Below are 24133 nucleotides of genomic sequence, written 5' to 3'. Positions count from 1 at the left end.
TCCTTCAAAGATTAAAAAAGCAGGTGCAACACCAAGTGTCTCGATGTGCCCTGCTCTGATCCCTTATTTAGGCTTGATAAACAATCTCACCGTCACAGATAGTGTATTTAACACTGCCAGTAAGCTCTTCGCCTACAAATGGTGAATTAGCCGCCTTAGACTTAAAGTCTGCTGTGACCTGACGTTTTTCCTTGTCCGCAAAGATTACAAGGTCAGCTGGTCCATTTTCAGCCAAATAACCGGCATCGAAGCCATAAAGATCAGATGGGTTGCTAGTCATTACTTTCAAGAGTTCCGTCAAACTTAAGTGACCTGCTTCAACCAAGTAGGTCAATCCAAGAGATAGAGATGTTTCAAGACCAGTCATTCCTGATGGTGCTTTAGTCACATCATCGACATTCTTTTCATCGGCATGGTGTGGCGCGTGGTCTGTGGCAATAACTGAGATAACTCCAGATTTCAACCCTTCGATAACGGCCTGACGGTCAGATTCCAAACGAAGTGGTGGGTTCATCTTGGCATTAGCACCTTTTGAGAGCAAGAGGTCTTCAGTCTTAGAGAAATGCTGCGGTGCCACTTCGGCAGTAACTTGCGCTCCAAGTTTTTGGGCAAATTCAACCACTTTTACAGATTCAGCTTTTGACAAGTGTTGAATATGAACATGTGCTTGTGTATCATAAGCAATCATGACATCACGCGCAATCATACTGTACTCAGCTACACCAGTTGCCCCACAAATATGGAATTCTTTTTTAGCAATATTTTCATTGAAACCGAGAATACCATTTAGATCAGGATCCTCCTCGTGAAGGCTGATAAAGGTATTATTTTCTTTAGCAAGTTCCATGGCTTTTTTGACAATACCAGCATTGGTCAATGGAATACCATCATCTGAGAATCCGACAGCACCAACCTCAAGCAAGCCCTTGAAATCAGTGATGTTTTCACCATCAAAGTTCTTTGTAATAGTCGCAACAGACTTAACATGGATATTTTCCTTAGCTGCTGAAGTCAAGACCTCCTCCAAGGTTTCCTTGTCTGAAATCGTTGGATTAGTGTTAGCCATCATGACAACTGTTGTAAAACCACCTGCAGCCGCTGCCAAAGATCCAGTATGAATGTCTTCCTTATGAGTTTGACCTGGCTCACGGAAATGAACATGGATATCCACCAAACCAGGAGCAACCACAAGACCAGTCGCATCGATGACTTGAGCATCTACAGCTTCGATATTTTCAGCAATCTTAACGACTTTTTTACCATCAACAAGAACATCAGCTTGCGTATCCAAACCAGACTTAGGGTCTACAACACGACCATTTTTAATCAGTAACATAATCTTCCAACTTTCTATTTTACTTCAACCAATCAATTGGGGATTGGCCTTGAGATACAAGGTAAGCATTGGCTTTTGAAAAAGGCCTGCTGCCAAAAAAACCACGATAGGCCGACAAGGGACTCGGATGGGCACTCTCAATAATGGCATGCTTTGGATTGGTAACCAGAGCTTTCTTCTTACGAGCATAGCCACCCCAAAGTATAAAGACAACAGGAGTATCCTTTTGATTGAGAACCTTAATCACAGCATCTGTAAAAGGTTCCCAAACCTGACCGGCGTGCCCATTTGCTTGACCAGCTGGAACTGTCAGACAGGCATTAAGCAAAAGCACCCCTTGCTCAGCCCATGAAGTTAAATCATGAAAGGGTCTAGGACCCAAATCTTCCTCTAACTCCTTAAGAATATTTTTTAAAGACGGAGGAGCAGGAAGGCTATCAGGTACTGAGAAGGATAGTCCTTGTGCTTGATGAGGCCCATGATAAGGGTCCTGACCAAGAATTACCACCCGCACTTCTTCAAATGGAGTCTCCAACAAGGCATTAAAAACCTTTTCACGTGGCGGATAAACCGTTCCCTGACTATAAACCTGATCCATAAACTGATTTATCTTTGAAAAATAATGATCTGGCAGTTCCTCTTTCAGAAGCTTGTGCCATGTCGAATGTTCCATAAAAACCTCTTTTTAGACTGTTTTACACCCTAAATTATACCATAATTTGTAGGGAATATTCGGAAAATACTGAAAAAACACCCTGATTACTAGGCATTTTCTATAAAGTTTTAAAAATGAATGAATCCACAAGTTTAAAGGGCTTACAACCTTTAATTCGTTATATTTTTATGCTATAATTTAATCTTGTATTTTAAGAGAAAAGGTAATCCTATGACTACGTATGAAAATTTAAGAGCAGCCAGACGAGGTCCTATTGTCAGCATCGCTGCCTACCTTCTTCTTACCATTGCAAAACTTCTAGCTGGACACTTTTTAAACTCTAGCTCTTTGATTGCCGATGGTTTCAATAACTTGTCAGATATTTTAGGGAACGTGGCCCTACTCATTGGATTGCACCTAGCTAGTCAACCAGCTGATGCAGATCATAGGTTTGGGCATTGGAAGATTGAAGACTTATCAAGCCTAGTCACTTCCTTTATCATGTTCGTGGTAGGTTTCCAGGTCCTCATTCAAACAGTCCGAAAGATTTTTCTAAGAGAGGAAACTGTGGTTGATCCACTTGGTGCCACTGTTGGTATCCTATCTGCTATCGTCATGTGTGGCGTTTACTTTTACAATAAAAGACTTGCTAAAAAGCTAAAATCTAGTGCTTTGATTGCTGCTGCCAAGGACAATCTCTCCGATGCTGTAACTTCTATTGGTACCTCAATCGCTATCGTTGCAGCATCCTTCAACCTGACGATTATCGACTATATTACTGCCATTATCATTACCTTCTTCATCCTAAAGACAGCCTATGATATCTTCATGGAAGCAACCTTTAGTTTGTCAGACGGTTTCGATGAGAGAAACCTCAAGGCCTATGAAAAAGCCATTCTTGAGATTCCAAAAGTCACTAAAGTTAAGAAACAACGTGGCCGTTCTTATGGCAGCAACGTCTATCTTGATATTGTGGTTGAGATGAATCCTGACCTCTCTGTATACGAGAGTCATGCCATTACCGAACAAATTGAGGAGGTCCTCAGCAAGCGTTTCTCTGTCTATGACACTGATGTCCACGTAGAGCCCGCTGCCATTCCCGAAGATGAAATTTATGGCAATGTCCTTCACAAACTCTCTCGCAATGAAAAGATTATTCTGTCAAAAATTCCTGACTATGAAAATCTCTTGGCACCTGACTTCTACTTAATCGATGAAAATGGTCATCATCACACTCGTGAAGAAGTCATTGCTAATCAACAACCACTTCTCAATAACTTTGACAGCTTCAAGATGACATCTGTTAGTCAAAAAACGAAACTAATTAGTTATGAGTTGGGAGGAAATTTCCACACTAGTATCTGGCGTCGAAATGAAACCTGGTTCATGATTTACCACCAAGTGACAAGGATAAAAGATGAAAACTAACGAGCAAGTAAGCTCGTTTTTTTCTGTTTCCAACTATATTTGGGTAACACTCAATCAATTCTAAAAATTACATTAAAATACCGAATGTTAGGAAAACTCTAACTTTTATATGTTATAATGAAATTGTTTGTCACTACTGAATTTAGGGTTTTGACAGGCAAATGTTATTAATAGATAGAAATAGGTTCTACCAACTACAGAACCCCATAGATATTAAAGGAGACACATTGTGAAAAAGAAAATTGTTGCCGTCCTTTTAGCAGCTTGTCTATCCCTAGCACCGAGTTTGTCTAGTGCTGACGAATTAATGGATATCACACGCGCTGCTGGTTATAATGAAGCCACTGAGGCCTATCGCCCCAAATCAACCCTTTTAATTGATGGCAATACCGGAGATGTCCTCTGGGAAGAAAATGCTGATGAGGTGCGTGACCCTGCTTCTATGTCTAAGGCCATGACACTTTATTTGGTCTTTGAAGCTATGTCTAAAGGAGAGATTTCTGAAGATACTGTTATCACAGCTACTCCAACCGACCAAGCTATTGCCGATATTTACGAAATTTCCAACAACAAGATTGTTGCTGGGGTTGATTATACGGTTTCAGAACTCATCACTATGACGGCGGTGCCTTCCTCTAACGTTACAACCGTGATGCTGGCCAACTACTTGACCAATAATGATCCTGATAAATGGCTTGACATGATGAATGAAAAATCTAAAGAGCTAGGGATGACCAATACCAAATGGTTTAACGCTTCTGGTGCCGTTGCTGTTGCCTTCAAAGGTTACTACAGTCCTCAACGTTATGATAACAACCAAACCAACCAAACAACTGCACGTGATTTGGCTATCATGACCTATAACTTCATCAAGAAATACCCTGACATTCTCAAATACACTAGCAAACCTGTTGTCACAGTTAAAAAGGGAACACCTTATGAGGAAACCTTCGAGACTTACAACTACTCTATTCCAGGAGCTAAATACGGAATTGATGGGGTTGATGGTTTGAAGACAGGATCAAGCCCAGAAGGTGCCTTCAACTATATTGATACTATCAAGCGTGGTGATCAACGTATGATTGCTGTTATCATGGGTTCTGGTGATTGGTCTGACCAAACAGGTGAAGAAATCCGCCATACCTTTGGTAATGCTCTCGTTGAGAAAATGTATAAAGATTTCTCTTACAAGAAAGTTCTTAGCAAGGGTGAACAAGAAATCGACGGTAAAAAATACAATGTCCAAAAAGATGTCTACGCCACAGTCAAAAAAGGCAAAGACCCTAAAATCTCTGTTAAAGATGACCAAATTGTTATTGATAATGGTCTGAAGCCAGTATCACCTAAGATCAAGGCTACTTCTGTTAAGGCAACTAAAGTTAAGGGATGGTTCGATTTTGGAAGTAACCAAAAAGATAAAAAGGCTACTAAAGCAACAAATAATGGCCAACTCCCAGTTTATTTCTGGTTGCTATGCCTTATCCCAGTTGGTCTCCTCTACTTGATTTACCTTAATGAAAAAGGACGTCGTCAAAGAGTCAAAGAACGTCGTCAAGCAAGACAAATCAATAAATAAAAGAAAGCGTGTCCATGACACGTTTTTTTTTATACTCTATTCAAGGAAGTCCCCCAAGAATACTGATAAAACCACCCAAAACTATGCTATAATAGACGAGTATGACTTTTTTTACAAACATATAACAAAAATGGATTAAAGGATGCTTTTAAAAGAGTGTCTAAACGTTGTTACTAAGGAGATTATTTTGAAAAAGAAATTGTTAGGACTCTTCCTGGTAGCTAGTCTGGCTTTAGCTCCCCGTCTGTCGTCCGCTGACCAACTAGTAGATATAGCACAAAAAGCGGGCTACAAGGAAGCCACCGAGACCTATAGACCTAAATCATCACTTTTGATTGATGCCAATACTGGTGATATCCTTTGGCAAGATAACATTGATGAAGTACGTGACCCCGCTTCCATGAGTAAAGTCATGTCTCTCTACTTGGTTTTTGATGCTTTGTCAAAGGGAGAAATCAAAGAAGACACCGTGATTACAGCCAAACCAACCGATGAGGCTATTGCTAATATCTACGAAATCTCAAACAACAAGATTGTTTCTGGAGTTAAATACACGGTTTCAGAACTTATCACTATGACAGCTGTTCCCTCTTCAAATGCGGCGACAGTCATGCTTGCCAACTATCTCAGTGATAATGACCCTGACAAGTGGATTGATCGTATGAACGAGAAGTCTAAAGAGCTCGGCATGACAAAGACCAAATGGTACAATGCCTCTGGAGCTGGTGCGGCATCTTACAAAGGCTACTACACGCCTAAACGTTATGATAATAACCACTCTAACCAGACGACAGCCCGTGATTTGTCTATCATGGCTTATAACCTTATCAAACATCACCCTGAAATCCTCAGATACACTAGCCAACAGACAGTAACTGTCAAAAAAGGAACACCATACGAGGAAACCTTTGAAAATTACAACTACTCCTTGCCTGGTGCTGATTATGGCCTTAAAGGAGTGGATGGCCTTAAGACAGGTTCAAGTTCACGAGGAGATTACAACTACATCTCCACATGCAAACGAGGGAATCAACGTGTCATTTCAGTTATCCTGGGCGTTGGAAATTGGGAAGATGAAAGTAGCGAAAAAATCCGCCATGCCTTCGGTAACTCCCTTATTGAGAAAATGTTTAAAGACTATTCCTACAAGAAAGTCCTAAGCAAGGGCAAACAAAAGATTGATGGTATAAAATACGATGTCCAAAAAGATGTCTATGCCACAGTGAAAAAAGGGCAAGAACCTAAGATTAGTGTTAAAGATGATTCTATCGTCGTAGATAACGAACTAAAAACGGTATCACCTAAAATTAAGGCAACTACCGTAAAAGCGACTAAAACTGGCTTCTTCCTCTTTTCAGGCGGTCAGAAGGACAAACAAACAAGCAATAAGCATAACTTTATGAAACACTTTGCTCTGTTCTGCTTCCTCTTATTACCACTTTATGTGCTCTACTTGATTTTTATCAACGAGAAAAAGCGTCGTCAAAAAGTCAAAGAATGCCGACAAGCTCGACAAATCAATAACTAAAAGAACGTGCTCAACCGAGCACGTTTTTAGTTGTCTCCAAGAAATGTTTTGAGATGATCCATCTCATTTCGCATTTGTTCTAATCCCTCTTGATAGATGGCTTCAAACTTTTCAGGATCCTTCTCCAATCGACCAACTTCAAGCGCATGCTCTGGACGAATGGCATAAAGATTGCCAGTTTTTTCCAAAGCCTCAATCTTTTCAATACTCTTATTGTAGTGAATATGGCGATTTGATGCTACTTGGACAAATTCAGGATATTTGCGGTAAAAAAGCTTGTAGATTCTCTTACTCGTTTTAGATGGCTGTTTACGGTAACCTTTAGGACGCGTCAGAACGACAATGAGTTTGTCAAAGCCCAAATTCTCCATAAAATCAATGGGGAGACTATCAGACAGTCCACCATCCATATAGCGTTTACCCTTATACTCGACAATTTCAGAAACCAAAGGTAGGGCGGAACTTGCACGAAGGGCTTCCATCTGCTCAAAGACATGATCAATCTTGATATAGTCTGGTTTTCCGGTCTCGATATCTGTAGTAACCACATAGAAGGGAACACCCGACTCCGCAAAGGCCTCCTGATCAAAAACGTCTAACTCCATAGGAACCTTATAATAGGAGAACTCCTTATTTACAAAGTTCCCAGTTGTCAGCCATGACCAGAAACTCATGTAGCGACGGTCTCCCATGAATCGTTTGTTGTAGCGAAGGGCTCTTTTGGGCTGGTTAGAAAGGTAATTAACACCAAAAAGTGCTCCAGCTGATACTGATACAACACCGTCTACTTTGATTCCAGCTTCTAAAAAGGCATCTAAAATACCAGCAGTGTATAAGCCACGCATGCCTCCGCCTTCAAGGACTAAGCCTACCTTCATTCTAAAATCTCCTTCTTGATTGGTTCTGCTAGGACTTGATAACCTTGTGGACTCAAGTGTAAACCATCCGTTGTGTAAGTGTCATTTAACTGTCCTTGGGCATCTGTCAGGTAATCATAAAGATCAACATAGGTCACACCAGGGAGAACAGCCAATTGTTGATTAAGTTCACGGACAGTCGCATTATTTCGAATCTTAACCTTAGAAGCATATTGTGATTTTTCACTAACCGGATAAACACTCAGCAAATAGACCTCAGTAAGGAGAGATTCCTGACGAACTGTCATGATAATATCGGAAATACGATTGACAATATCTCGAATGGGGTAACCCCTTCCGATGTCGTTAATACCAATCAAGAGTACCAATTTACTGGGTTCCAAATCTAAAACTTGCTCTTTAAGGTGTTCTAAAAGCCAAACTGAGTCTGTTCCTGCAATCCCACGGTTTACCAAGGGAAAATCTCGACCCAAATATTTTTTCAACGCAAAAAACTCCGTGATGGAGTCCCCTGCAAAAACAATTTGGCCTTTGTCTAACTTTTGATTTTCATTCACAAATTTGGCTAAACGCTCTTCTTGATAGGCCACAAGCTCGGGCCTAGTTGTTTCAATCATACTTCATCCTTTTTTCTTAAATATTATACGCACTACCGTGATTAAAGCTAGAAAAGTTCCAAGTCCAAGAAATAGCCAGGCAAGATTTTCAAAACCTGATTTATTGGCCAAAAGGGCACCGGAAAGTAGAAATCCCAATGTCAGCAAGGCTAAAACCAGATTATTTAAAACTTTCTCAAAGACTTTAATTCGACCTGAAAAGTTAATAAAATCATGGTTTACCACAATTCGTCCGTTTAAAATCTGCTCCAAGAGCTGATGTAGGCGACGTGGAATATTTTTCCCATTGCGAATCAGATAAAAGAGTTCAATCAAGATACTCTCTTTGTTCAGAGCCTGCTTAAGCATGTCAGGGCCCATGTTTTCTAGGAAATAATCCTTGGCCAGAGTCATCAAATCCATATTTGGGGCTAACTCTCGGAAAATACCTTCAATTTGAAGCGAAGCCTTCTCCAAAATGGTAATTTGAGACGAGGCTTTAAGATGATTCTTCTGAAAAATAGCCAGCAAATCCTCTAGCAAATCTGTCATGGACAGACTTCCCAAGTCAACACCAGAATAACGCCCCAGCATCTGCTCGACATCCTGACTTAGAACCGCACGGTTTAGGCCATTATCAAACTGGGTGACTGACAAGATAGCCTTAGTCATACCGTCAACATCCTGAGCAGTAAAACTATATAAGATGTCATTTAAGGACGCACGCATCCCCACTTCCAACTCACCCATAATCCCAAAGTCAATGAAACAAATCTTGCCATCACGTACCAACAGATTTCCAGGATGAGGATCACCATGAAAATAGCCATCTTTGAAAACCTGCTTGATAAATGACAACATTAGTTTCTTGCCCACATCTTCCAGATCATAACCAGCCTCAAGCAGTTGGCTATAGTCATTAAGTGGAATCCCATCGATATACTCTTCGACTATGAGGTGTGGCGTCGTGAAGGTATCATAAACCTTTGGGACACCTAAACAAGCAACAGCCCTGTTATTTGCCTTAAAACGCTTCATGGCCTCTGCTTCATTTCTGAAATCAAGTTCCTTAATTAGGGTTTCTCGCAGATTTTCCAAAACCTCCTGGACATCAACCATAGGTATAAAATGCTTTGGAATATGGCGTGCAAGCTTAATGAGAAGCTGAATATCTTCCTTAACGACCTCATCAATACCAGGTCGCTGAATTTTTACAATCACTTCCTGACCAGACAACAATCTAGCCCTATGGGTCTGAGCTACAGAACCAGAAGCCAAGGGCTCTTCCGAGAAATCAAGGAAACTGTCAGAAAGCCCACTGGGTAATTCTCTCTTAATGGCAGTCATGACTTCCTCTTTATTCAAGGGAGGAACTGAGCTCTGGAGTTTTGATAATTCTCTGATATAGGCCTCTGGCAAAAGGTCAGAGCGCGTGGATAGGATTTGACCAATTTTAACAAAACTAGGTCCCAATTGCTCAAAGGCTTGGCGTAGCTTGACAGGTGTTGTCTGTTGGTCTTGAGGAAGGTGTTTTTCACGATAAGAAAGGAGACCAACTGACGAGAAAACCTTCAACACATGTCTCAATCGTTTACTTGCCATTTTAGTCTCCTTACATTTTATTTATTTTGACTGAGCAAAGCGTCAAGTTTTTCTTCAAGACGTTTCACGTCATCCTTAGTCGCATACTCAACTGAAGATTTCTTAGCATCAAGTTTATTCAAAAATTCTTGAGCTTCTTCCTTACTTTGACGTTTGAGCTCTTGTTCCAGTTCCTTACCTTCTTCAACAGTCAAACGCCCCTTTTCAACCAACTCTTTGACAAAACTATCAGCCTTATCTACTGTCATAGCAGTCAAGCCAATACCAGCCAAGAGAACTTTTTTCAAATCATTCATTATCGTTACCTCCATCTAAGTAGGAAAAGTAAAGAAATAGACTAGCCACTTCTTCAGAAAATATAAGAACGTTTTCACACTTTTATTCTACCACTTTTTCAGAAAATGTGTTAATTAACATAAATCACAACAAATAGTATTTAGATACTCGACAAATAGAGATATTCACTGGAATACTTATTTATCAACGTTGTACTCAAATACTAAACAAGAATCTCAAGCTTTTGCTGAGATTCTTAACGATTTTCTATTTGTAAAGGGCTGCACCATTACTTTCGATAACAGACTTATACCAATCAAATGATTTTTTCTTATAACGAGCCAAGCTACCACTACCATCATCATTACGATCAACGTAGATGAAGCCATATCGTTTACTGAGTTCAGCCGTCGAAGCTGATACCAAGTCAATTGGTCCCCAAGTCGTATAGCCCCAAAGCTCCACACCATCTTGAAGAGCTTCACCGACTTGAATCAAGTGTTTTTGAAGGTAATCAATACGATAATCATCTTCCACTGTTGGACCATCAGGACCATCAACAAGGACATCCTTGGCACCCAATCCATTTTCGACGATAAACAATGGCAATTGATAACGATCATAGAAATCATTCAAAACTAAACGAAGACCGATTGGATCGATAGCCCAACCCCACTCAGATTTCTCAAGGTAGGGATTTTCAACACCACCCATAATATTTCCTTTACCAATCGTATAGTCTTCTGGATTGTGGGCGGTTGCCACAGACATATAATAAGAGAATGAAATGAAATCAACGGTATTTTTCAAGATTTCTTCATCACCAGGAGCAAATTGTATTTTAATACCATTTTCTTTGAAATAGCGTTTAATATAGTTTGGATATTTCCCACGCGCATGGATATCTGAGAAGAGATAGTTTTGATTTTCAAACTCGTGAACAGCCAACTGATCCAAAGTATTAGCTGTCATACCATAAGCAGGCATTGCAAGAACCATACAACCAATCTTAAAATCAGGGTTGATGTCATGACCAATCTTGGTTGCTGAAGCTGATGCGACTAATTCATGATGGACTGCCTGATAGAGATCCTGTTTAGAGAGTTCTTCCATAGGTGTCGCAATGCCACCTGACATGAAAGGTGCATGTAGAACAGAGTTCACTTCATTAAAGGTCAACCAATATTTGACCTTATCTTTATAACGTGTGAAGACGGTACGGATATAGTTTTCATAAAAACCAATTAATTTACGATTAGTCCATCCATTGTATTCACGCGCCAAGTTGAGGGGTGTTTCATAGTGAGACAAGGTTACAAGCGGTTCAATGCCATACTTAGCCAATTCATCAAAGACTTTATCATAGAAAGCAAGCCCAGCTTCATTTGGCTCAGCATCATCACCATTTGGGAAAATACGAGACCATGCAATTGACATACGAAAGACCTTGAAGCCCATCTCTGCAAAAAGTGCTATGTCCTCTTTATAACGGTGATAGAAATCTATACCTTCTAGCTTTAGATTATCTGCTGTTGGTTGATCTGTAATCAAAGGGTTCAAAACCCCAGGTTCAAAAGGAACACCACCCTTTGGCGTCACATCCTGTACAGACAAACCTTTGCCATCTAGGTTGTAAGCACCTTCAAACTGATTGGCAGCTGTTGCACCACCCCAGAGAAAGTCTTTTGGAAATGTATAAGTCATCTTTTATCTCCTCGTCTTGTTTAATCTACTAATAGTATAACACTTGGAAAACGATTACACTTATACTATCTTATTGACATCTGATACTATAGTACGAAAAAAACAGACCTAAGTCTGTTTTAATTAATCATTATTTTCAATAACATTGGCTGCTTTGGCCTCTTCTCGCCTAACAACATTATCTTTAACAATCTGATAAAGGGTAGCGGCTACTGGCACAGAAACCAACATACCCAAGATACCGCCCAAGGCAGAACCTATGGTGATAGCGAAGATAACCCAAATACCAGGCAGTCCGGTAGAACCACCAACCACATAAGGATAGATGAGATTTCCTTCAAACTGCTGCAAGATAACCACGTAGGCAACAAACAAAAGTGCCAAGGTCACAGAGTGCGTCATAATCAAGATGGTACCAATCGTCACACCGATATAGGCCCCCACAACTGGAATCATAGCTGAAAAGCCAATCAGGATAGAAATAGTCGCAGCGTAAGGGAAATTAAATATGAGCATCCCGATATAGCACAAAGTCCCCAATATACAAGCCTCAATCGACTGATAAACAAAGAAATTGCGGAAGCGATTATTGAGAATAGCCACCACATAGTGAAAAGTCTTACCATAACGTCCTAAGTAGACATCTACCAAACGATTGACCTGATTCCCAAGTTTCTCCTTCCCAGCCAAAACATAGCAAGAAAAGACGATACTAATAAAGAGATTAATCAAGGTTGATGGTAGACTCGTTAACGAAGTCAAGAAGCTTGTCAAACCATTCATGATTTGTTGAAGCAACTGAGCACTATAGCTATTGATTAGCTCTCTAACCTGTGTCACACCACCAAGATCTTGAATAATTTTTTGCAAGGACTTGTTTTTAAGCAACCAATTAATCAAGTTATTAATAGCTGAACGGTCTTGACTAATCAAGGTGTTGATACTGTCAATCAAATCTGGAAGAACAGTGAAGACGACCCAAGTAAAGACCAAACCGATGGTTGCCAATGCGGAGAGTAGAGCAACGGGACGCTTAATCTTAGCGATAAAACCAAATGGAATAAACTTGACCAGTAGCTTCTCATAAAAAGACATCAGGATATTGACCACAAAGGCAATCCCTGCTCCAACCAGGAAGGGCTGACTGGCAATGTAAATAGTGTTACAAATTGAAACAACGGTTTCCCAATATGTATAGATCAAGAAACAGCTGAAAAAGAGGACAGCCAACCAAATGAACTGATTTTTTGTAAATTTCATAGGCACTCCAAAATTTAAAATACCCTTCCATTATACACTAAGAAAGGGTTTCTTACTATCTTTGATCATAGAAAGCCGCTAAAATTCCACCAACTCTTGATCAGCTATTGGATCTATCAGCTTGACAAAGTGGAAGCTCGATCCATCGTAATCAAAGACTAAGATGGCACAATTGCCTGGACACGACTCAAAGGCCCGCTCTGGTTCCACGGCATGAAGAAAAGTCATCAAGGCTCCAGCGTGACTAACGGCTAAAATAGATTGGTCAGGATGCTTATCTACTATTTCCCTAGCACTCGAAACCACACGCGCAACGAACTGGTCTTGACTTTCCCCACCAAACTTGGGCATAGTGGTCGCCAAAATGCCCCACAACAGATGTCTTGGGATGAAGATACTCTGGTTGACCCTCAAAGATACCAAAATGCATTTCTTTAAGCCCCTTAACACGTTTATAATCAGTACGCCCAGTCGCCAATTCAATGGTATCAGAAGCTCTTTCAGTTGTCGTACAATAATACTGATCAAAAGTCACATCATGTTTTTCAAAATAAGCACGGACCTGACGAGCTTGGTCCCGACCTTTCTCAGTCAAGGGAGAATCACTCCAACCTTGAATCCGATTGAGTGTGTTAAAAAGTGTCTGTCCATGTCTCATTAAATAGAGTCGTGTCATTCTTCGCCTCCATAAATATACTCTTCTTCTACAGGATTATATACTGAAAGCAATTCAAATTGCCCTTGATTATAGGTAAAATGTAAGATACAACAATTTTTAAGACCATTGATATCTGGAACCGGATTTAAAACACGTCTACAGAACTGCAAAATAGATGGTCCATGACTAACTAGCAAGGACTTAGAACCATCGGCCACACTCTCCATGATGGCCCTAATCGTCAACTCCATACGATCCCGAACCTGGGTCGTACTCTCGCCACCAAATTGAACAAAGTAATCACCAAAGCCTTGTCCATCAGGTAAAGTTTTAGGAGTAAGATACTCTGGCTGGCCCTCAAAAGCTCCAAAATCCTGTCCCTTAAGACCTTTAAGTCTTTCATAGTCTGTTCGTCCAGTCACAATTTCTAGAGTATCACTGGCTCTCTCAGAGGTTGACGTAAAGAGATGATCAAAAATTGGCTCTTGCTTGGCTAGATACTGACCAGCCTTTTTAGCTTGTTCAATCCCGACTTCCGTCAAAGGGGCATCGCAGACCCCCTGAAGTCTATGCTGAACATTAAATCGTGTTTGCCCATGCCTCATCAAATAAAATTCTTTCATAATGTTACCTCTAAACCAGAAATCGGATCAATCACCTGAAGAAGCTCCAATTGACCTTGGTTATAATCATAAACACAAACATTACAATTCCCAAAGCCCACTCCTTCAGGAAAGGCCAAATCCATGAAAATGATTAATCCCCATAAAGCCGCCCCATGACTGACAAATAGGAGATTCTCAGCACCATCTTTAGTGTGTGCTTCTGCTTTCTCTAAGATAGTCTTTAAGACCCTCTGACCAACCTCGCGAATATCTTCACCTCCGTATGGAACCAAGAGATCTTCAAAGGAGCGTGAACCTGGTCGATGTTTAGGTAGGAGGTGCTCTGGTTGAGCTTCAAAAGACCCAAAGTTCATTTCTTTAATTCCCTTTAGCTGAGTTACCGAATAGTCAGGCGCCACAATCTTTGCCGTATCAGTAGCTCTCTCTTGCGTAGAGGAGTAGACAGCATCAAAAGAAATACCTTTCTTTGCAAAGTACTACTTGGCTTGTTCTGCCTGCCAAATGCCATTTTCAGTCAAGGGCGAGTCACACCAGCCCTGAACACGCTTTTGTGTATTAAATAGTGTCTCACCATGTCTCATTAAATATAACTTCATTACTCCACCATACTTTCTTTAAATCAATCCTAAATAATCTTCTAAGACAGTCAATACTCCTTGGTCTTTATGATGGGGAGCAATCTGATCAGCCACTTGTAAAATAGCTGGACTGGCATTTTCCATAGCATAAGAGCGGCCAGCCATTTGCAAGAGCTCAAGATCATTGTCTCCATCACCGAAGGCCATGACATTGGACTCAGACAAGTCCCAGTGGTTAAGAAGCTGCTTGAGTCCCCAAGCCTTATGCATGCCTTTTTGAATGAAGTCAATAGCACCAAAACCACTGGGAACAGCAACTAGATTGCCATCAAAATCACGATTAAAAGCCTGTGACACACGATTAGCCTCTTCAGGACTCAGCAACATGGTAATCTTGATGAAATCATCATCTAACTCCTCCAGCCCATTCAAACGTTGAATGGATGCTTCCATGGCGGCTTGCTCTTCTTCTGTTATCATCTCAGCAAAATTAACCCTAGACCCTTTTAACATATAGGAGCCTTGAGCACCATTAAATATAGTTGACCTATCTAACAAATCATAATTGAAATAGCTTAGCAAGTTTTCAACATCATTTGATGCCATGAACTCCTGACACAGAAGCTTGCCATAGCTAACCACCTGACCACCATTTTCAGCTACAAAATGCAGTCGGTCAAAAGTCTCCGCAAACATGGGTTTAAGACGGCTCATACTATTACCTGATGCAACGACAAAGTGCATATCACGCGCAGCCATGGCATCCAAAATCTGATTAAAACGCTCCTTGTCATAGCTCCCTTTATCGTCTAAAAATGTTCCACCATATCTGTTGCAATCACCTTAATGGTCATAAAGCACCTCCTCGACTAACTTATCCTTATTATAACCCTTTTAGAAAACGCTTACCAGTACCATAATAGGAAAAACTGATACTATTCTTGGATATAAAAAAAGATTCCATCGGAATCTCTTAAATAAAAGCTCTATAATTTCTGTGGTGGGTAAAAGTACTGTAGAGATTATAGAGCTTTTTAAGTGTACACAAAAAGTCCCGAAAAAGACAATCGACAATAGCTTCAACTAAGCCACATACGATTGCCTCTATACATCGTCTCATTCGAACAATATATTACCTCATTACGCATAACAAACTTTACGATTACTCTTTGAGCCAAAATCGATAAAGCTGTCTATGCCGTATTATTGTAACACCTTGTTTCAAAAAATACCAGATGAGGTGTTTTTTTAGCATGCCCTTTTATGGATCAAAAAGTGTTAAAAATAAGACAGTAACCTCAGAATAGCTACTGTCTTCTCTCTTTTTTTACTTAAAGCCTTGATAGACTTGACAAACGGTAGAAAAAAGCATTAGTTTTTCGTCACTCACAACAGTTGACAGAGAGCCATTTTTTTCACTTTTAGAATAGCACAATAAAGAACTCATAATAGACTACTTATTTTTGATCTTTACGAAAAAAATTTACTTTTTTATTATATATAGTCTACTTTAAATTCCCAAATACATTCTTTATTGTTTTATCGCTAAGTAAAAGAAGTAAAGAAACATAAATTAAAAAGAACAACAAGCCTGATACAGTTAACTGAATAAGAGCATCCTTATAAATAAAAAGTGACCTAGTTAATAATAATATTAAAGCTGAAATAATAGCTGAAATAATAAATTTAAAGATTGAGCTAACAGAGATACTTTTTTGTAAGAAATCTATAGAGTATTTAACCTGTATAACCATCTGAGTAATCTCTGCAAACAAGGTTGCTAAGCCTCCCCCTAAGATTCCATATTTCGGCATGAGCAAAAAATTTAATATTAAATTAACAAATGCACCACTGCTTACTGCAAGCATAAAATATTTTTCTCGTCCTGTCGGAATCAAAATTTGATTTCCAGTAATATTTGAAAAGCCTGAAATTAACAATATAGGCATTAGAACTTGCATAGTTAATGTTGCATCTAGATATTTATTACCTCCTAAAAGTAATATACTATCTCTTGCTTCGATTAGAAAAAAAACAGTTAATGGTATTGATATGAAAAAAATCACTGAAATGGATTCTCGTAAAACTTCTCTAAATTTTGAAATATCTTTCTGACTAATATAGAACGAAAAGCGAGGTAATAAAACAGTGCTAATAGAAGTAACTAATGATAGTAAAATCCATTTAACTTTAGTAGCAACTGAATAAAGACCGACTGCTGAATTACCACTAATAAACCCTAACATCACCGTGTCTAAGTTTGTATATACATTTACTGCCAAAAGAGATGCGAATAAATACCACATGGGTTTTAGATGATGTTTGAATTTAAGATCATTTCTTAATTTAAAAGATATAAATTTCCTACTTTGAAGAATATTTAAGATATTAGAACTTAATATAGAAAATAAAGTTATACTAGCATATACGATATAATCGTTGGGCTTTTTAACCAATAAAAAAGTAAGAATCAATGATATAAACTTTAATAAGATTGACCTTTTTGTTATATAAGAATATTCTTCTATACCACTGTAAAACCAATTAAGTGAAAAAGGTGAAGCCAATACAGTAACACAAGTAATGACTAACAACCCCATTTCAGATCTTAATTGTTCTATCCCCATTGCTAATAACAATAGTAAAACTGAAACAATGATTGCCATAAATAAATTAACTAATAATAACTCTTGAAATACTTTAGTTAATTTATTTTTATCATTACGAACCTTTGCAATAGCACGAATACCATAGGTAGAAATTCCGAGCGATGCTACTAAAGTACAGTAACTACTGATTGAAGTGAAAAAAGAAGTTACCCCAACTCCAGTGGGGTTTAAAACTCTAGAAATGTACGGAAAAGTAATTAGAGGAAAAACAATATTTGACAAAGTTAGTAAAACATTCAATATTGCATTAATTTTAATTGATTTCTCTTTCATTATTATATTCCATTTCTCAATTTCAAAATAAAGCGTTTTAAAAAGAAGACGAAATAACAATACAGTTTTGAGAAAATTTTCCCAAAACTTATCTTATAAAAAGCCATATATGCAAAATCGACCCAAAGAAAGTCCATCTTTAAAAGAAATAATGATTTCTTTGAAAGTCTTACTTTCTTTTTTATAACAACTTCACCAAAATTTTCTATTACATTATCACGTAATCTTTCCTTTAAAAGGTATAATTTAGGAGCGAAGATACATTCCTTTTTTAAAGAATTAATAATAAATAAATTATAACAATCATACGGAAGTTTACAAGAATTACTATACCCTTCCAATAAAGTTTTAAATCCCGTAATCATATTTTCTTGGTAGCTATGTACCATTTCATAAACTTTAACATGTTTCCGGTCATTATCAAGGATTGGAATTACTTTTCCATTAGTTGACTTATACGCAATTGTCGGGCCATGATCAGCTACAAAAATATCCTCATAAAATTCATAATTTCTACTAATAATATCAAAAAACTCCGTCTTCTCAGGAAAATCATTAAACATTATACCGAACTTATTCTTTTTCGAAATGTTATCATTATTTTGATATTTAAGACCAAAATAATACCCTATAATAATTTTATCAGATAACGCCCTTTGAATATTATCTTGAATTGTACCTTTCCAACCTATATCAACCAAATAAATAGTATCATCACTAGTTAAACTATTCACATAATCTCTAAAATTCGAGCTCTTTGATTTCTCAAACATATATCTCTTAAGAAAAACAGGGTTGGATTTCAGTAACTCTAAAAGCTTGGAATTTTTTTCAAGAGTCTCCTTAATTTCAACTCTTAAATCACCAGCTATCTGTTTAATCTCTTCATCTGAAAAATTTAAATTCAGAAGAAAATTTTCTAAACTAATTTTTTTATATTGTCTAAAAATGATATCAAAATCTTCAACATCAGGATTAGTTAAAGATGGAATTAACGTTGAACGTCTCGAAACATAAAAATAATATGTTTGAATCTTATTCTTATGTAAAAAAGTACTTTGATAAAGATCAAATAATTTCTTTAATAACTGACCTTCACGTGAACAGAATAAAACTTTGGTCACTCTATCCTTTGTAAGTTGAACATGTAATTTCGAAACAAAATATAAAATGTCTGCTAAGAATCCATTAAATGGAGCATCCTCGGCATCGGAAAAAAGAACATCTTTATAAAGTTTCTCAAGTCCTTTATCGTCAATTAAACTATCTTCAACTGGAGTATACTCTCTAAAATATGCGTTTAACCCTAAATTACTGGGATTGACAAAGTCAGAGATATAATTATCTCCAATCATAGTTACTTGGTGAGGCTCCAGTCCTGTTATAGATAAGAATTTTTCAAACAACCTACCACTAGATTTACGTGCATTATATTCGCTAGAAACTATAATATCTTCGAAATAATGTTTTATACCTAAATGTTCCAAAATCTTACCTATAAGCTTACTATCGGCATAGAAATCGGAAATAACGTATAATTTTTTCCCATTTTCATAATGAAACTTTATAATATCTAAAATTTCATTATCTATATAAATATGCTCTATTTCTAAAAGTACTTCTAACTCTTTCGAAAACTCAACAAAATCTTCAATATCAGGAAAATATTCTGATTTAGAAAGATTCTTTAACCTATTATAAAGCTCAGATAAGAGATCTTGATAAGCAACTTCTTCAAAGCCATTACTTTTTTTTTCAGTTTCAATTTTCTTTCTTATTTGATAAATTACAGATGGACTAATCGAAAATCTTAAATAGCACGAAACCTCTTTGGCCCACTTAAATAAAATAATTTCAGGATTACAATCACGATGAACAATAGTATCAAAGAAATCGAATGCGACAATGTTGGTCTTAATTTTTTTATAATCAATTACAGACATCATTTCACCTAATTATCTAATAAAATTTTAACAATCTGTTTACAAGCCGTACCATCACCATAAGGATTGCTAGCTTCACTCATTTTATTGTACTCAGTTTGATCTTCCAGCAATCGCTTGAAATTATTATAGATGTTTTCCTCACTTGTTCCAACTAATTTCAAGGTTCCGGCAGCGACACCTTCAGGACGTTCTGTTGTATCTCGCATCACTAACACAGGTTTGCCTAACGAAGGTGCTTCTTCCTGAACGCCACCTGAATCCGTTAAAATCATATAACTTTGGTTCATGAAATTATGAAAATCAATCACTTCCAAAGGTTCAATAATTTTCATTCGTTCATTATTTCCAAATACTTTATTGGCTAATTCACGAACTTTGGGATTCTTATGAATCGGATAAACCACCTTCACATCTTCGAATTCATCCAAAATACGATTGACCGCTCGGAACATATGCTCCATTGGTTCACCCAGATTTTCACGACGATGCGCTGTCAACATAATGAGCTTACTTCCTTTGGCCCAATCTAAAATAGGATGGCTATAATCATTTTGAACTGTAGTCTTCAAGGCATCAATTACAGTATTCCCAGTAACGAAAATGTTCTTTCGACCTTCTCTCACTAGGTTTTCTTTTGAAACCTCTGTAGGAGCAAAGTTGTAATCAGAAACTATAGACGTTGCTTGACGATTAAATTCTTCTGGAAACGGACTATGTAAATTATAAGTTCGAAGGCCTGCCTCAACATGCCCTACTTTAATACCTTTATAAAATGCTGCTAGAGCTGTTACAAAGGTCGTCGTTGTATCACCATGAACTAGAACAATATCTGGTTTTTTTTCATCTAAAACTGATTGTATTTTATCTAAAATAGATGTTGTTATTGTAAATAGTGTCTGATTGGTTTTCATGACACCTAGGTCATAATCAGGTATAATCTTAAAAACATCTAAAACTTGTTCTAGCATTTCCTTGTGTTGACCAGTAACGCACACTACTGTTTCAATAGTAGTATGCTGTTTCAGTTCTTTAACTAAGGGACACATTTTAATCGCTTCTGGGCGCGTTCCAAAAACCAACATTACTTTTTTCATTTTACACCTTCCAATATATTAATCATTTTCAATCACAATAAACGGATATTTCGAATCAATTACTCCTCTTATACCATCAACGTAATACCTAATAATCTTAATATTTTTTTCTTTTCCTAAAAGAAGACGATAAGTAAATCTAAAAAGTAGATACATCAGAAATCTAATATATTTAATTTTGCTATTTATATTTCTTTTAACGAAAACTACTTTATTTCTATTCATCAAATACTCTTGTAATCCATTTATAGCATTAATAGATACCGATCCCTTGTGGTAAATATAGTAGTCCGTTAGACATATATTTTTAAACCCTTGTTCTTTGGCCTTGTAACACCACTCGGTCTCCTCATAAAATAAAAAATAACTCTCCGGTATATACCCTAACTTATTCAGAACTTCAGTTCTGAATAACATACAGGCACCACCAATATAATCGCTCTCAACAATGGGAGGTAATTTTCTTCTTGAAACTTTATTATTTTTTAGATTAACGTATCCTTTTTCAATACAAATATCACCTCCTGTAGATTGAACTAAATCATCATCTTTATATTCCACAAGTGCTGGACTTATAAAAGCAATTGAACTATCATTCTTCAAGAAATCAACACAGGGTGTTAAAAAATCAATATCGATAACAGTATCATTGTTTAATATACATATATATATGTATCCTCGGCTTTCAGCAATTTTTATACCAATGTTGTTACCATTAGCATATCCTCGGTTCACCTTATTGGGAATAATTTCAACATCATTCAAGCATTTTCTCAATTGTCTAACACTATCATTAGAAGAGTTATTATCAACTACAATAATGTCGTACATATCACGACGAATCGTTGACTGTAAACTATGAATACAATTAATCGTATCGGTGTAATTATTATAATTTAGAATGATAAAACATACTTTATTTAACATTTATCTCTCCTTAGTCAACTGATAATCATAAAAGAATATTAATGCAAAGATCAACACTAAAGAGTAAATCCTCTGACTACCAAATATGTTTAATGATGCGGCAGTTACCAATATGTTAGTCAACAAACCTATAAATAGAGAGCATTCACATATATATTTTTTATTCTTTGTTCTTCTTATCAAGGTCACCAATTTATATATCAAATAACCATATAAAAAGAAAGAAAGTATTCCAAATTGAACGAAAAGTTCTACGAATCCCAAGTCATCAAGATACATCTGAACCATACCGGGACCAAACAGTATAGAAAAACTATTTGCATTTAAGGAGGTTAATATACCTAATCCGTATATCCAATGATTGTCTCTCAACAAACTCAAATAATACTTAAGTTCCCAATATCTAAATCCTAAGCCCAAATCAGTAGATCCATTATTAAATAGATTAATATACCCTTTTATCAAGTCTAAGCCACCAGTTAATAAAAAGCATACTATTCCTGCAATAATACAAAAAAGATAAAAATGCATATAAGGTTTTTTATAGTATAAATACATAAAAAACATTGATAACAACTGAGGGAAGATTAACATACGAGTTTGATTTACAAAAACTACAAAAATCATCATAAAAAGTAGTTTATAAAAATACTTTCTTTCACCATACTTTAATAAAAAGTAAAAGGATAAAAAAAGTGCTATAGAAATTAGAGGTGTGCCATCAATTCGAATAGAAGTTTCATTTCTATACCATAACTTTCCAAACTCCATCAATATTTTTGGAAACAATTGAAATTTAAGTAATGAAAATGACAGCCATGAAATAAAACGAATAACCAATGAAACAAGTAAAATGTTTATTGTATTATCAATTACTCGTTTCATCTTTTTTTCATTATTCCCAAATAAATAAATTAAAGTAAAGAATAATAAAACCCAAATATATTGTCTTATAGCATAAAAATATTCGATAAATGAATAAGAATAAGAACTTGCGGCTTTTATCGATGAAAATAATACACACAAAATATATGCAGCACCAAAAAAAAACGCAGACCTAGATATATACCTTCTATTAGCTATTAAAAGTGGAAGCATAAGGATAATAATAAAAATAGAGATAAGTGTAAGTAAATTCCTATGAATAAATAAACTTACATTTAAAAACAAGAATAATCCCACCGAAAATGCTACAGAAATGTAATACAACAGCTCCATTAATTCTATACGAAAGCTTCTCAATTTTTCCTCCCAGAATATGTTAAATACAGATTATAATTTTTCAATCAATGCTTCTATTCTTGAAATTCGATTTTCCCAACTATTACAATTCAAGAAATCTTCTCTCATCTTTTCATTGTATTTAATTTCTTTTGATTGCATTAATATTTCAAGCTGACTCTTAAATTCGTCATAACCATCGTAAGAATAAGTAAATTTACTAAATCTTTCTATCTCCTTATAACTTATCGTCAAGATATCCTTATTAAAGTTTATGTACTCATACAATTTTACGGGATCAACTGCTTCCACAATATCATTTAATTTAAATGGCATAATCAACGCATCAGCATCTTTGATATTAGAATAGATATCTTTGTGATCTACACTACCAACATACTTTATTCTTTCATTTTCGGGAATTGTAACTCCACTTACTGGTCCTATCAAACGATATTCAATATTCTTAAAATCTTTTAAACTTTCCAACAAAATATCGAAATCAAACCAATGACTTATTGTACCAACATAAGCTAAAACATATTTTTTTGCTTTTCTTTTTTCAGCTGGAACATCCAATATATCTCCATTATAGCCGTTTCTAACAACTTCAATTTTAGACTCATCTAGTACCTCTTGATAATCTTTCAACAGATTTGATAGTAATCTTTCACTAGATACTAAAATTAGATCTGCCCTAGCAATTAATTTAGTTTCAAGTTTCTTGATTCGTTGCTGCTCGTTATTTTCAGTAATGAAAGCAGTATGATAATCCATACAGTCATAAATGACCTTTCCTTTATAGTTATTATCAAATTTCTCAAATTGATTAGGATGTGTTAAATAAACAATATCTGGATCAAACTTTCTAGCTACTTTTTTTATCTTTCGGGAAACAATCCAATCATTTACTGCCTTAAGTTTTGCAAATCTAGTTACAAAGGGGATACTATAAATTCGAGAAAGCTTCACACTATTTTCATTCCTATTTAGAGTAAGACCTTTTCTATTATACCAATACCGATAAAGAACTTCCACATGGTGATTCTTAGACAATCCTTCTGCAATAAAGTGAGGTCGTTGTTTTATCCAATTCCACTCAACGTTCATTACATAAAGTATTTTTTTCATGTTATTTTTCCTTCCCCATCAATTCTAAGAAATAACTAGTAGATTCAAAATTACACTTGTTTGAAAAGATGGTTTTTTCTACCAAATTTGAATATACCTGATTTGTCGCAACATTTTGATGATGGAGAACTTTAATCTCTGGTGTATATAAACGCTTGTATCCTTTTTTTT

19 protein-coding genes and 4 pseudogenes are annotated in these 24133 nt (G+C 36.6%); 4 read left to right on the top strand and 19 right to left on the bottom strand.

Annotated elements, in window-relative coordinates:
• Positions 1–67 precede the first annotated feature (67 nt).
• Both HMPREF2697_RS05985 and HMPREF2697_RS05980 read right to left on the bottom strand, forming a co-directional pair.
• Positions 68–1336 carry a dihydroorotase gene (locus HMPREF2697_RS05985; RefSeq protein WP_070849977.1) on the bottom strand — a complete coding sequence of 423 codons (1269 nt, stop codon included), beginning with the start codon at positions 1334–1336 and terminating at the stop codon, positions 68–70.
• Positions 1337–1355: 19 nt separating this feature from the next.
• On the bottom strand, positions 1356–2009 hold the full coding sequence (locus tag HMPREF2697_RS05980; RefSeq protein ID WP_004182560.1) for a uracil-DNA glycosylase: 654 nt from the start codon (positions 2007–2009) through the stop codon (positions 1356–1358).
• A 213-nt stretch (positions 2010–2222) separates the two neighbouring features.
• On the opposite strand from HMPREF2697_RS05980, the gene HMPREF2697_RS05975 reads away from it, so the two are divergent.
• From HMPREF2697_RS05975 to HMPREF2697_RS05965, 3 genes are all read left to right on the top strand, one after another.
• Positions 2223–3419 (top strand): cation diffusion facilitator family transporter, encoded by a 1197-nt coding sequence (locus tag HMPREF2697_RS05975; protein WP_070578518.1) that lies wholly within the window; start codon positions 2223–2225, stop codon positions 3417–3419.
• A gap of 229 nt (positions 3420–3648) precedes the next feature.
• Positions 3649–4995: a D-alanyl-D-alanine carboxypeptidase gene (locus HMPREF2697_RS05970; protein WP_004182562.1), complete on the top strand. Its 1347-nt coding sequence runs from the start codon at positions 3649–3651 to the stop codon at positions 4993–4995.
• Between the two features lie 187 nt (positions 4996–5182).
• Complete coding sequence (locus tag HMPREF2697_RS05965) at positions 5183–6523, top strand: D-alanyl-D-alanine carboxypeptidase family protein (RefSeq protein WP_049529291.1); 1341 nt, start codon at positions 5183–5185, stop codon at positions 6521–6523.
• Between the two features lie 26 nt (positions 6524–6549).
• Here HMPREF2697_RS05965 and HMPREF2697_RS05960 read toward each other — a convergent pair whose 3' ends face one another.
• The 10 genes and pseudogenes from HMPREF2697_RS05960 to HMPREF2697_RS05915 form a co-directional block, all read right to left on the bottom strand.
• Complete coding sequence (locus tag HMPREF2697_RS05960) at positions 6550–7401, bottom strand: patatin-like phospholipase family protein (protein ID WP_070849975.1); 852 nt, start codon at positions 7399–7401, stop codon at positions 6550–6552.
• The gene (locus HMPREF2697_RS05955) at positions 7398–8018 is read right to left on the bottom strand and encodes an SGNH/GDSL hydrolase family protein (protein ID WP_049529293.1); all 621 of its coding nucleotides are present in this window, start codon (positions 8016–8018) and stop codon (positions 7398–7400) included. The genes HMPREF2697_RS05960 and HMPREF2697_RS05955 overlap by 4 nt, the downstream gene beginning before the upstream one ends.
• Positions 8019–8021: 3 nt before the next feature.
• Positions 8022–9599 (bottom strand): ABC1 kinase family protein, encoded by a 1578-nt coding sequence (locus tag HMPREF2697_RS05950; protein ID WP_070849973.1) that lies wholly within the window; start codon positions 9597–9599, stop codon positions 8022–8024.
• 17 nt (positions 9600–9616) lie between these two features.
• Positions 9617–9895 (bottom strand): phasin family protein, encoded by a 279-nt coding sequence (locus tag HMPREF2697_RS05945; protein ID WP_004182567.1) that lies wholly within the window; start codon positions 9893–9895, stop codon positions 9617–9619.
• A 247-nt stretch (positions 9896–10142) separates the two neighbouring features.
• Positions 10143–11579 (bottom strand): glycoside hydrolase family 1 protein, encoded by a 1437-nt coding sequence (locus HMPREF2697_RS05940; protein ID WP_070849971.1) that lies wholly within the window; start codon positions 11577–11579, stop codon positions 10143–10145.
• 123 nt (positions 11580–11702) lie between these two features.
• Positions 11703–12839: an AI-2E family transporter gene (locus tag HMPREF2697_RS05935; protein WP_013990647.1), complete on the bottom strand. Its 1137-nt coding sequence runs from the start codon at positions 12837–12839 to the stop codon at positions 11703–11705.
• Positions 12840–12917: 78 nt separating this feature from the next.
• Positions 12918–13515 (bottom strand): annotated as a pseudogene (locus tag HMPREF2697_RS10680) (histidine phosphatase family protein).
• Positions 13512–14120 (bottom strand): histidine phosphatase family protein, encoded by a 609-nt coding sequence (locus tag HMPREF2697_RS05925; RefSeq protein ID WP_070849969.1) that lies wholly within the window; start codon positions 14118–14120, stop codon positions 13512–13514. The pseudogene HMPREF2697_RS10680 and the gene HMPREF2697_RS05925 overlap by 4 nt, the downstream one beginning before the upstream one ends.
• Positions 14117–14719: pseudogene (locus HMPREF2697_RS05920) on the bottom strand (histidine phosphatase family protein). The gene HMPREF2697_RS05925 and the pseudogene HMPREF2697_RS05920 overlap by 4 nt, the downstream one beginning before the upstream one ends.
• A gap of 18 nt (positions 14720–14737) precedes the next feature.
• Positions 14738–15469 (bottom strand): Cof-type HAD-IIB family hydrolase, encoded by a 732-nt coding sequence (locus tag HMPREF2697_RS05915; protein ID WP_257375242.1) that lies wholly within the window; start codon positions 15467–15469, stop codon positions 14738–14740.
• Between the two features lie 281 nt (positions 15470–15750).
• On the opposite strand from HMPREF2697_RS05915, the pseudogene HMPREF2697_RS10380 reads away from it, so the two are divergent.
• Positions 15751–15888 (top strand): annotated as a pseudogene (locus HMPREF2697_RS10380) (IS110 family transposase); the annotation flags it as partial.
• A 318-nt stretch (positions 15889–16206) separates the two neighbouring features.
• On the opposite strand, the gene HMPREF2697_RS05910 reads toward HMPREF2697_RS10380, so the two are convergent.
• The 7 genes and pseudogenes from HMPREF2697_RS05910 to HMPREF2697_RS10375 form a co-directional block, all read right to left on the bottom strand.
• The gene (locus tag HMPREF2697_RS05910) at positions 16207–17643 is read right to left on the bottom strand and encodes a flippase (protein WP_070849967.1); all 1437 of its coding nucleotides are present in this window, start codon (positions 17641–17643) and stop codon (positions 16207–16209) included.
• A gap of 2 nt (positions 17644–17645) precedes the next feature.
• Positions 17646–19586, bottom strand: a complete 1941-nt coding sequence (locus tag HMPREF2697_RS05905; RefSeq protein WP_045771769.1) for an HAD-IA family hydrolase — start codon at positions 19584–19586, stop codon at positions 17646–17648.
• 8 nt (positions 19587–19594) lie between these two features.
• A complete protein-coding gene (gene wecB, locus HMPREF2697_RS05900; RefSeq protein WP_070849965.1) occupies positions 19595–20683 on the bottom strand; it encodes a non-hydrolyzing UDP-N-acetylglucosamine 2-epimerase in 1089 nt (362 codons plus the stop codon).
• 18 nt (positions 20684–20701) lie between these two features.
• Positions 20702–21610: a glycosyltransferase family 2 protein gene (locus HMPREF2697_RS05895; RefSeq protein ID WP_070849963.1), complete on the bottom strand. Its 909-nt coding sequence runs from the start codon at positions 21608–21610 to the stop codon at positions 20702–20704.
• Positions 21611–22852 (bottom strand): polymerase, encoded by a 1242-nt coding sequence (locus HMPREF2697_RS05890; protein ID WP_252307124.1) that lies wholly within the window; start codon positions 22850–22852, stop codon positions 21611–21613.
• A gap of 30 nt (positions 22853–22882) precedes the next feature.
• The gene (locus HMPREF2697_RS05885) at positions 22883–23962 is read right to left on the bottom strand and encodes a glycosyltransferase (protein WP_070849958.1); all 1080 of its coding nucleotides are present in this window, start codon (positions 23960–23962) and stop codon (positions 22883–22885) included.
• Position 23963: 1 nt separating this feature from the next.
• Positions 23964–24133: pseudogene (locus HMPREF2697_RS10375) on the bottom strand (glycosyltransferase family 2 protein); the annotation flags it as partial.

Origin of the sequence: Streptococcus sp. HMSC064D12 (genome assembly GCF_001837205.1) — a bacterium.
Lineage (GTDB): Bacteria > Bacillota > Bacilli > Lactobacillales > Streptococcaceae > Streptococcus > Streptococcus salivarius_D.
The sequence above is the reverse complement of the archived record's forward strand: the minus strand, read 5'-3'. Positions and strand labels throughout refer to the sequence as shown.

Bases quoted from the DNA above. Each gene is read 5' to 3' on its own strand.
- HMPREF2697_RS05985 (WP_070849977.1), bottom strand. From the start codon at position 1,336: ATGTTACTGATTAAAAATGGTCGTGTTGTAGACCCTAAGTCTGGTTTG.
- HMPREF2697_RS05980 (WP_004182560.1), bottom strand. From the start codon at position 2,009: ATGGAACATTCGACATGGCACAAGCTTCTGAAAGAGGAACTGCCAGAT.
- HMPREF2697_RS05975 (WP_070578518.1), top strand. From the start codon at position 2,223: ATGACTACGTATGAAAATTTAAGAGCAGCCAGACGAGGTCCTATTGTC.
- HMPREF2697_RS05960 (WP_070849975.1), bottom strand. From the start codon at position 7,401: ATGAAGGTAGGCTTAGTCCTTGAAGGCGGAGGCATGCGTGGCTTATAC.
- HMPREF2697_RS05955 (WP_049529293.1), bottom strand. From the start codon at position 8,018: ATGATTGAAACAACTAGGCCCGAGCTTGTGGCCTATCAAGAAGAGCGT.
- HMPREF2697_RS05950 (WP_070849973.1), bottom strand. From the start codon at position 9,599: ATGGCAAGTAAACGATTGAGACATGTGTTGAAGGTTTTCTCGTCAGTT.
- HMPREF2697_RS05945 (WP_004182567.1), bottom strand. From the start codon at position 9,895: ATGAATGATTTGAAAAAAGTTCTCTTGGCTGGTATTGGCTTGACTGCT.
- HMPREF2697_RS05940 (WP_070849971.1), bottom strand. From the start codon at position 11,579: ATGACTTATACATTTCCAAAAGACTTTCTCTGGGGTGGTGCAACAGCT.
- HMPREF2697_RS05935 (WP_013990647.1), bottom strand. From the start codon at position 12,839: ATGAAATTTACAAAAAATCAGTTCATTTGGTTGGCTGTCCTCTTTTTC.
- HMPREF2697_RS05925 (WP_070849969.1), bottom strand. From the start codon at position 14,120: ATGAAAGAATTTTATTTGATGAGGCATGGGCAAACACGATTTAATGTT.
- HMPREF2697_RS05910 (WP_070849967.1), bottom strand. From the start codon at position 17,643: ATGAAAGAGAAATCAATTAAAATTAATGCAATATTGAATGTTTTACTA.
- HMPREF2697_RS05905 (WP_045771769.1), bottom strand. From the start codon at position 19,586: ATGTCTGTAATTGATTATAAAAAAATTAAGACCAACATTGTCGCATTC.
- wecB (WP_070849965.1), bottom strand. From the start codon at position 20,683: ATGAAAAAAGTAATGTTGGTTTTTGGAACGCGCCCAGAAGCGATTAAA.
- HMPREF2697_RS05895 (WP_070849963.1), bottom strand. From the start codon at position 21,610: ATGTTAAATAAAGTATGTTTTATCATTCTAAATTATAATAATTACACC.
- HMPREF2697_RS05885 (WP_070849958.1), bottom strand. From the start codon at position 23,962: ATGAAAAAAATACTTTATGTAATGAACGTTGAGTGGAATTGGATAAAA.